The organism is Amycolatopsis sp. NPDC104863, from assembly GCF_055582965.1.
Genome location: NZ_JBVJOW010000001.1, coordinates 2,081,682 through 2,088,637 on the forward strand (window position 1 = coordinate 2,081,682; position 6,956 = coordinate 2,088,637).

Annotated in this window: 7 protein-coding genes and 1 pseudogene; 5 read left to right on the forward strand and 3 right to left on the reverse strand. The window is 72.1% G+C overall.

Annotation, left to right across the window (positions count from 1 at the left end; translation table 11 throughout):
• Window positions 1–3: 3 nt before the first annotated feature.
• Together ACZ63J_RS09225 and ACZ63J_RS09230 are read right to left on the reverse strand one after the other, a co-directional pair.
• Window positions 4–1,356, reverse strand: coding sequence for an ABC transporter permease (locus ACZ63J_RS09225; protein ID WP_465398763.1), 1,353 nt, complete (start codon window positions 1,354–1,356; stop codon window positions 4–6).
• A complete protein-coding gene (locus ACZ63J_RS09230; protein WP_465398764.1) occupies window positions 1,353–2,285 on the reverse strand; it encodes an ABC transporter ATP-binding protein in 933 nt (310 codons plus the stop codon). Before ACZ63J_RS09230 ends, ACZ63J_RS09225 begins: the two co-directional genes overlap by 4 nt.
• A gap of 214 nt (window positions 2,286–2,499) precedes the next feature.
• Between ACZ63J_RS09230 and ACZ63J_RS09235 the strand changes: the two genes are divergently transcribed.
• From ACZ63J_RS09235 to ACZ63J_RS09245, 3 genes are all read left to right on the forward strand, one after another.
• Window positions 2,500–2,826: an ATP-binding protein gene (locus ACZ63J_RS09235; RefSeq protein WP_465398765.1), complete on the forward strand. Its 327-nt coding sequence runs from the start codon at window positions 2,500–2,502 to the stop codon at window positions 2,824–2,826.
• A 174-nt stretch (window positions 2,827–3,000) separates the two neighbouring features.
• Window positions 3,001–3,525 (forward strand): sigma-70 family RNA polymerase sigma factor, encoded by a 525-nt coding sequence (locus ACZ63J_RS09240; RefSeq protein ID WP_465398766.1) that lies wholly within the window; start codon window positions 3,001–3,003, stop codon window positions 3,523–3,525.
• Window positions 3,522–4,754, forward strand: coding sequence for a hypothetical protein (locus ACZ63J_RS09245; RefSeq protein ID WP_465398767.1), 1,233 nt, complete (start codon window positions 3,522–3,524; stop codon window positions 4,752–4,754). Before ACZ63J_RS09240 ends, ACZ63J_RS09245 begins: the two co-directional genes overlap by 4 nt.
• 70 nt (window positions 4,755–4,824) lie before the next feature.
• Here ACZ63J_RS09245 and ACZ63J_RS09250 read toward each other — a convergent pair whose 3' ends face one another.
• Entirely contained in the window at window positions 4,825–5,154 is a 330-nt protein-coding gene (locus tag ACZ63J_RS09250) for a hypothetical protein (protein WP_465398768.1), read from the reverse strand.
• A gap of 104 nt (window positions 5,155–5,258) precedes the next feature.
• Between ACZ63J_RS09250 and ACZ63J_RS09255 the strand changes: the two genes are divergently transcribed.
• Together ACZ63J_RS09255 and ACZ63J_RS09260 are read left to right on the forward strand one after the other, a co-directional pair.
• Window positions 5,259–6,269, forward strand: coding sequence for a YncE family protein (locus tag ACZ63J_RS09255; protein ID WP_465398769.1), 1,011 nt, complete (start codon window positions 5,259–5,261; stop codon window positions 6,267–6,269).
• 138 nt (window positions 6,270–6,407) lie between these two features.
• Window positions 6,408–6,858 (forward strand): annotated as a pseudogene (locus tag ACZ63J_RS09260) (molybdopterin-dependent oxidoreductase); the annotation flags it as partial.
• Window positions 6,859–6,956 lie beyond the last annotated feature (98 nt).

A 6,956-nucleotide genomic window follows, 5' to 3' on the forward strand; every position in this document is an offset into this window, starting at 1 on the left:
GGTTCATCCCTTCGTGGAGGAGAGCAGCTCGACGTTCCCGTCGAACTGCCAGAGGGGGTTGGGCTGGTCCCCGGCCGGGGTCCGCACCTGGAAGTAGCCGTTCACTTCCTTCGGCCCGTCGCCGTCGGCGACGTACCGCCCGTCGGAGGTGATGTCCAGCTGGTAGATGGCCTGCCCGGTCGCCGCGATCCCGGGCAGGTGCCAGGAAACGACACAGCGCCAGTCGTTGCCGGGCCCGTCGGGCTCGACCAGGCCGTCGCCCTTGGTGCACGCGGCCCTGGCCCCCAGCTGCGCCTCGGTGACGTCGGGGCGGTTGAGCTGCCCGGCCTGCAGGCGGTAGAGGTGGCCGAACGCCGTCGCGAGCGAGGTCTGCACCTTGTCCTGGCCGATCCCCGACCCGGTGGCCGGGGTCGCCACGGCGATGATCCCGGCCGTGACGGCCAGGAGCGCGACCAGCGGCAGGGCACCGGCGGTGAGGACCCGGCGTCCCGATCCGTCGTGGGCGAGGTTGGTGAAGTCGCGGCGTACGAACAGCAGGTAGGCGAGCACGGTCGCGACCACGGCCCACGCCAGGCCGACCCCGACGCCGATCAGCAGCGGGCCGAGCTGGACCGGGTCGGTGAACAGGCCGTTCCAGGCGATGAAGGCGTAACTGGGCAGGGCGAGGCGGAGCGCGACGGGCAGCGGCAGCAGCTGGGCCAACGCCATCGCGAGGGCGACGACGGCGGGCAGCAGCAGGCCCATGGGCGAGCGTCCCCACAGGACGGACCCGAGCCACCCGACCGCGGCCAGGGCCAGCGTCGGGGCGAGCACGCAGACCCACGCCAGCAGAACCTGCGCCGCGGCCTCCCCCGGCGTCAGCAGGTGACCGTCGAAGCCCACCAGAGCCCGGTTTCCGACCGCCAGGAGCCCGGCGGCGCTGCTCGACACGGCCATCCCGGCCACCAGCACCAGGATGACGGTGAGGCTCGCCAGGGCCTTGGCCACGAAGATCCGCCGGGCGGACCGGACCGCCACCAGCAGGTGGCGCCAGGTGCCGAGCCGGTCCTCGGCCGCGAACACGTCCCCGGCGACCACCGACGTCAGCAGCGGGAGCGCGTAGGTGCCCGCGAACCCGAGCATCACCAGCGGGCCGGCCCAGCCCGTGGCGTTCATCCACCGGCCGAACAGGGTGTCGACGGGCAGCGAGCTCTGCCCGCTCACCGCGGCGACGAACACCGCGGGGGCGATCCAGCACGCGAGGACCAGCAGCCGGATCCGCCAGGTCGAGGACAGCTTGACCAGTTCGAAGCGGTACCCGCGCCACACCGGAACGGGACCGGCGTCGGCCGGGACTTCGGCGGCGATCGTGGTCATCGGGCGGCCTCCTGCTCGGTGAGGGCGAGGAACGCCGCCTCCAGCGGGGACACCACCGGCGCGAGCTCGCGCACCGCGATGCCGTCTTTCACGAGCCGGGGCACCAGCTCGTCGAGGGCGGGCACCAGCGCGCGCACGACGAGCACCTCGGTGTCCCGCCGGGTTCCGGTGTCCTCGACGAGGCGAATCCCCGCCGTGCCGGCGATCACCCGCCGGGCCGCGCCGGGGTCGGACGTGCGAAGCCGGTAGTCGAGCTCCCGGTTCTCGGCGGACAGCTTGCCCAGCGGGCCGGTGAACACCACGCGCCCGGCGGCGAGGATCGTGACTTCGGAGCACAGTGCCTCGAGGTCGTCCATCCGGTGGCTGGAGAGCACGACGGTCGTGCCGCCGGCCGCGAGCCGGTCCAGGACGCCGTGCACGTGCCTCTTGCCGACCGGATCGAGGCCGTTGGCCGGCTCGTCGAGGACCAGCAGGCGCGGTTCGGTGAGCAACGCGGCGGCGAGGCCGAGCCGCTGTCGCATGCCGAGGGAGAAACCCCGCACCCGGTCGTCGGCGACGTCGGTGAGCCCGACCTCCGTGAGCACACCGTCGATGTCGGCCGTCCGCCGGTCACGCAGCGCCGCCAGCGCGGCGAGGTTCTGCCGGGCGGTGAGTGAGGGGTAGAGGCCGGGACCGTCGACGAAACCCGCGACACCACCAGGCGCGGCCGGCGCGCGCCCGATCGGGGTGCCGAGCACCTCGAGGCGGCCTTCGTCGGCGACCGCCAGGCCCAGCAGGAGGCCGAGCAGCGTCGTCTTCCCGGCGCCGTTGGGCCCCATCAGCCCGTGGATCTGCCCCGGCGCCACGTCCAGGTCGACGCCGTCCAGCGCGACGACGTCGCCGAAGTACTTGGTGATTCCACGTGCTCGCACCGCGACGGGTGTGTCCATGACTCCCCTTGCCGTCTTCCTGGCTCGCACCGGAAACTTAGGCACGGCAAATGACTTCGGCGGGCGTCCGGGGTGAACGCCGACCGAACGAGATCCGTCCGGCGGGCACTGCGCCGGTGAAATGTCCGAGTCGGGATGCGGACTTGTAACGAGTTAACCGGCGTCTTACCTTCGGAGGACGCCACCGACAGCCCGCCGCCGGGCAAAGGAACCCATGGAACTCCCGGACCTCACCGCGAACGAGTCCCGCTTCGACACCGGCGTTGCGCCCGATCTCCCGGCCGTCCGGCGGTGGCTGCGTCTCGTACTGCGCCGCGCGGCGAGCGACTGCGTCGAGGACGCGCTGCTGCTGGCGACCGAACTGGTCAGCAACGCCCTGGACGACGCCCAAGGTGTGCGAGCGCTGCGTCTCGGCACACCGTCGCCGGACAGGCCCCGGGGCCGGGGGCTCCAGCTGGTCGACGCGATCAGCCGCCGCTGGGGCGTGACCACCCACGACGGCGGCTACAAGACCGTCTGGGCCGACATCACGGCCGGCTGACTCCCCCGTGAGCACCCACAGACGTGACCCGTGCGGAACCGCCTGTCTCCCTGGGGCGCCGGCTCGAACAACCCGTGACCCAGCCGGTCGTCCGGTCGAGTCCGTTCCGAGACGACGCAACCATTCGGCACGTCCAGCGGCTCTGTAGTGGGTGCCGAGGTCGAGAGGGGCCGGATGTTGCCGAGGACGGACGAGCGGTTCGAGCTGTTCGTCGAGCAGCACTACGCCGAGCTCCTGCGCTACGCGATGGTGCTCACCGGCAACCGGAACGAGGCCGGTGACGTCGTGCACGACACCCTGCTGAAGCTGGTCCGGCACGTCGGACGCGGCGATATCGAGCACCTCGGCGCCTATGCTCGCCGGACGCTGTTCCGGGTCTTCCTGCGCCACCGCGACCGCACCCGTCGTGAACCGCCGGTGCCCGACTTCGGCCCGCACCGGGCCGGCGGTGACGCCACGGAGGTGTGCGACGGGCGAAACGACATGCTGACGCTGCTCCTGCGACTGCCGCCGCGGACGCGGGCCGTGCTGGCCGCCCGGTTCTACCTCGACCTGGGCGAAGCGGAGACCGCGCGGCTGCTCGGCTGCGGTACCGGCACGGTCAAATCCACCACCTCGCGCGGCCTGCAGCGGCTGCGCGAGCTGTGGGAAGCCGAATCACCCTCCCCGCCGAGGCCGACTTCGAAGGGACTCCGATGAACCAGCACCCACCGGACTTCGCCACGCTCCTGCGCAACGAGCTCGCGGCCGTCCCCCTGCCCCGGCCCGCGGCCGGTGAGGCCGCCTCGGTCGCGCATCGGGTCCTGCGGACGCGGGCACTACGACGGCGTCGGACCTTGACGGGAATCGCCGTGGCCGCCGTGGTCGTGGCCGGCGGCAGCACTGTGCTCGTCACGGCTTCGGGTGATGACGGAGTCACGGCCCAGCCCGCGGCGGTCACCCAGTGGCCGGCGCGCGGTCCCCTGGCCGGGGACACCGCACTGATCGGCCGGGCGAAACTGGCTTGGGCGAACGCCAGCCTCTCAGCCGCGCCCGGATCCGAAGCTGCCGTGCTCTACGCCGGGCCGCTCACCGGGCAGAACGCGACGCTGGTCGTCCTGCGCCGCAACGACGCCGCCGGACGGACGTCGCTGGGCTTCATGACCACGCCGTCGACCACCGACGCGCCGGACACCACGACGCTGACGGTGCGCGCCCAGGTGACCGTCCCCACCGATGTGCCCGCCCCGGCGGCTTACGGCTTCGTCGTCTCCAGGCCGGCGCCCGGGGATCAGACCCCGGCCAGCTGGGCGGTCGCCCTCGTCGCGCCGGGCATGCCCAGCGCCCGGTTCAGCACCAGCGCCGTCGAGGAAGAGATCGCCGGCACCGCCGGCTCGCCTCGCAACGGGTTGCTCACCGTGGACCTGCCGCCACAGGCAGCCGCGTGGAACACCGAGCTCGCGTTCGGCGACCGCGGAGAACGCGGCATCGCCTCCCTGGCCGCGGCAGCCGACGATCCGGCCACGCGTACCGTCACCGCGACCCCGCACGTCGACGGCACCTTCACCGTCACCGGCGCGGCGGACGCGCAACCGGGCGACCTGCTCACGCTCCATGACGGGCTGATCGGCGTGGTCACCAGCGGCGGCCCCACCGCTTCCGCCGGCACGGAATTGACGACGCTGCGGACATCCGGGCTGAGTGCCCGGACCACGACCGGCGGTCGTCCGGTCGGCCTCGCCGCCGGTCCCGGCGAGCAGACCACGCTCACCGCCGGCCCCGGCGTGCTGCACGAGGGCGACCGCATCGCGGCCGGCGGATTCCCCGGCACCGCGGCGGTCGTCAACCTCGGCACCGCCCACCTGACCCCGGACGGCGCCTGGATCCTGCAGCGGGACATGTGGTTCCCGGTGACTCCCACGCAGGCCACCCTGATCCGGCACCCGTGAACGGAAAAGCGGGTCGCCGTTATTCGAACACCGGAATGCGGGGGTCATCCCGACACGAATACCGTCGGATTCACGGCCGCACGACTCGGCTGATCTTCGCCCTGTCCAAGGCGATCGCGATGTCGACGTCCGAGGTGACGACCCGGATGCCGCAGCGGACCTGCCGGGCTAGCGCCGCGGCGTGGATCGCGGCGACGAGCGTCTCGCCGTCGCACCGGCACGCGGTCACGTCCAGAACCACTACCCCGCAACACAGTTCGAACGCCTCGGCGAGCACGGCCACCAGCCCGGCGACACCCGAGCCGGCCAGCCGGCCCTCCGGCACGACGGTGATCGTCCCGTCCTCGGCCAGCAGCCGCGTCGTCACCGGTACGGATACCCGCGCCTTGAGTGCGCTCATGACGCCCACCTTTTCGAATCGCCCACCCGGACAACACGACTACCCCCTTACGGGATTCTTACGCATCGCGATCGGGTGACCTGAAACAGCTAGCGTGAACGAACATGCGACGACGATGCACGCTGCTCGCGATCACGCTGCTGGCAACAGCCTGCAGCACCACCCCGACCGGCGGAACGGCGCCACCGCAGCTGCCGCCCGCCGCCGAGCCCGCCGTCTCGCCCTCGCCAGGCGCGATGCCCGCCGGCACGATCGTCGAGGTGGGACCGGAGCCGGAGGGCATCGTCGCCGACGACGTCACCCACCGCGTCGCGGTCGGGATCCGCAACCCCGACCGGCTTGCGCTGCTCGACACGGCCACCGGCCGGGTCACCACCACGGTGGCGCTGCCCGGGCACCTCCGGCACCTGCAGCTCGCGGCGCCGGGCGGCCCGGTCCTGGTTCCGGACGAAACCTCAAACCGGCTGGTGACCGTCGCGCTCCCGGACGGCCGGATCACCGGGGAGGTGACCACCGGCATGTCACCGCACGACGCCACCCGCGCGGCGAACGGCCGGGTCTTCGCGGCCAACGAGAACGGCCGCAGCGTCGCGGTCACCCAGGACGGCAAGCTGGTGCACACCTTCACCGACGTCACCCAGCCCGCCGGGCTCGCCGCGGTCGGGGACCTCGTCGGCCTCGTCGACGTCCGCCAGAACGACCTGAGCGTCTACGACGCCGGGACGCTGACCCGAGTCGCGCGGCTGCCCGCCGGCGCCGGCCCGACCCACGTGGTCTCCGACCGCCGAGGCCACTTCGCGGTGATCGACACCCGCGGCGGGGCCGTGCTGACCTTCGACCCGGCCGCACCCGCGCACGCCCCGAGCAAACTCGACCTGCCCGGCGCGCCCTACGGCGTCGCCTACGATTCGCGGCGCGACCAGCTGTGGGTGACCTTGACCGCGAAGAACCAGCTCGTCGGCATCACGCTCGAGGGCTCCGCGCCACGGGTGTTCGCCACCATTCCCACCGTGCGCCAGCCCAACACCGTCGCCGTCGATCCGGCCACCGGCGCCCGCTACGTCACCGGAACCGCCGACGGCACCGTCGAGATCATCCCGCCACCGGCCGTGTGAACGAACACGCCGTGAATTCGATGGCGATGCCGATGCGGTCGACGTTCGCCGGGAGGATCGCGGTGACAGTCCCGGATACGGCGGGCAGCAGCCCAGCCGGCTGCGCCGCGCGGGCCGATGAGCCAGACCTGGTAGGCACTGGCGGTCGGGATGAACGGAGAGCCGTTGCCGCTGGAACACGGCTTCCCGGCGCGGCTGGTCACCCCAGCTTGTACTGGGTACGTGTCGGCGACGAAGTGGGTTGTGGACATCGAAGTCACCACCTGGGCGGCACGTCAGGCCTACTGGCTGAAACGCAGCTGGAGCCGGGAAGCGCCGATCAAACCGAGTCGTGGATCGACTCGCACCGTGGCTTCGCGAACGGCCAAAAGGGAAAGGTCCGTGTCCCGGGGGTGGCGTGGCAGGAAATCACGCTGTCGCAGAAGGTCAACCTGAACACGTGGCGGATGTGGTGGACCTGCCCCCCGGGGTGCACCAGGCGCTCTGCCGCGCCACGGACAAGTCCGGCTACACCCAAACCGAGATGCGCGCGGGCACCGTGCCCAACGGCGCGACCGGCTGGCACAAGGTCACCTTCCCCGCCGCCTGAAAATTTCTTCCCGGTTCGACCAATCCGGTTCCCGCCGGTGGACGAAACACCGGCAAGAAGAGGTTCTCACCCCTCGAGTGACCTCGGCCGCGTAATCA

Excerpts from the sequence above, each read along its gene's own strand:
- ACZ63J_RS09240 (WP_465398766.1), top strand. The coding sequence starts at position 3,001 with ATGTTGCCGAGGACGGACGAGCGGTTCGAGCTGTTCGTCGAGCAGCAC.
- ACZ63J_RS09235 (WP_465398765.1), top strand. The coding sequence starts at position 2,500 with ATGGAACTCCCGGACCTCACCGCGAACGAGTCCCGCTTCGACACCGGC.
- ACZ63J_RS09245 (WP_465398767.1), top strand. The coding sequence starts at position 3,522 with ATGAACCAGCACCCACCGGACTTCGCCACGCTCCTGCGCAACGAGCTC.
- ACZ63J_RS09230 (WP_465398764.1), bottom strand. The coding sequence starts at position 2,285 with ATGGACACACCCGTCGCGGTGCGAGCACGTGGAATCACCAAGTACTTC.
- ACZ63J_RS09225 (WP_465398763.1), bottom strand. The coding sequence starts at position 1,356 with ATGACCACGATCGCCGCCGAAGTCCCGGCCGACGCCGGTCCCGTTCCG.
- ACZ63J_RS09255 (WP_465398769.1), top strand. The coding sequence starts at position 5,259 with ATGCGACGACGATGCACGCTGCTCGCGATCACGCTGCTGGCAACAGCC.
- ACZ63J_RS09250 (WP_465398768.1), bottom strand. The coding sequence starts at position 5,154 with ATGAGCGCACTCAAGGCGCGGGTATCCGTACCGGTGACGACGCGGCTG.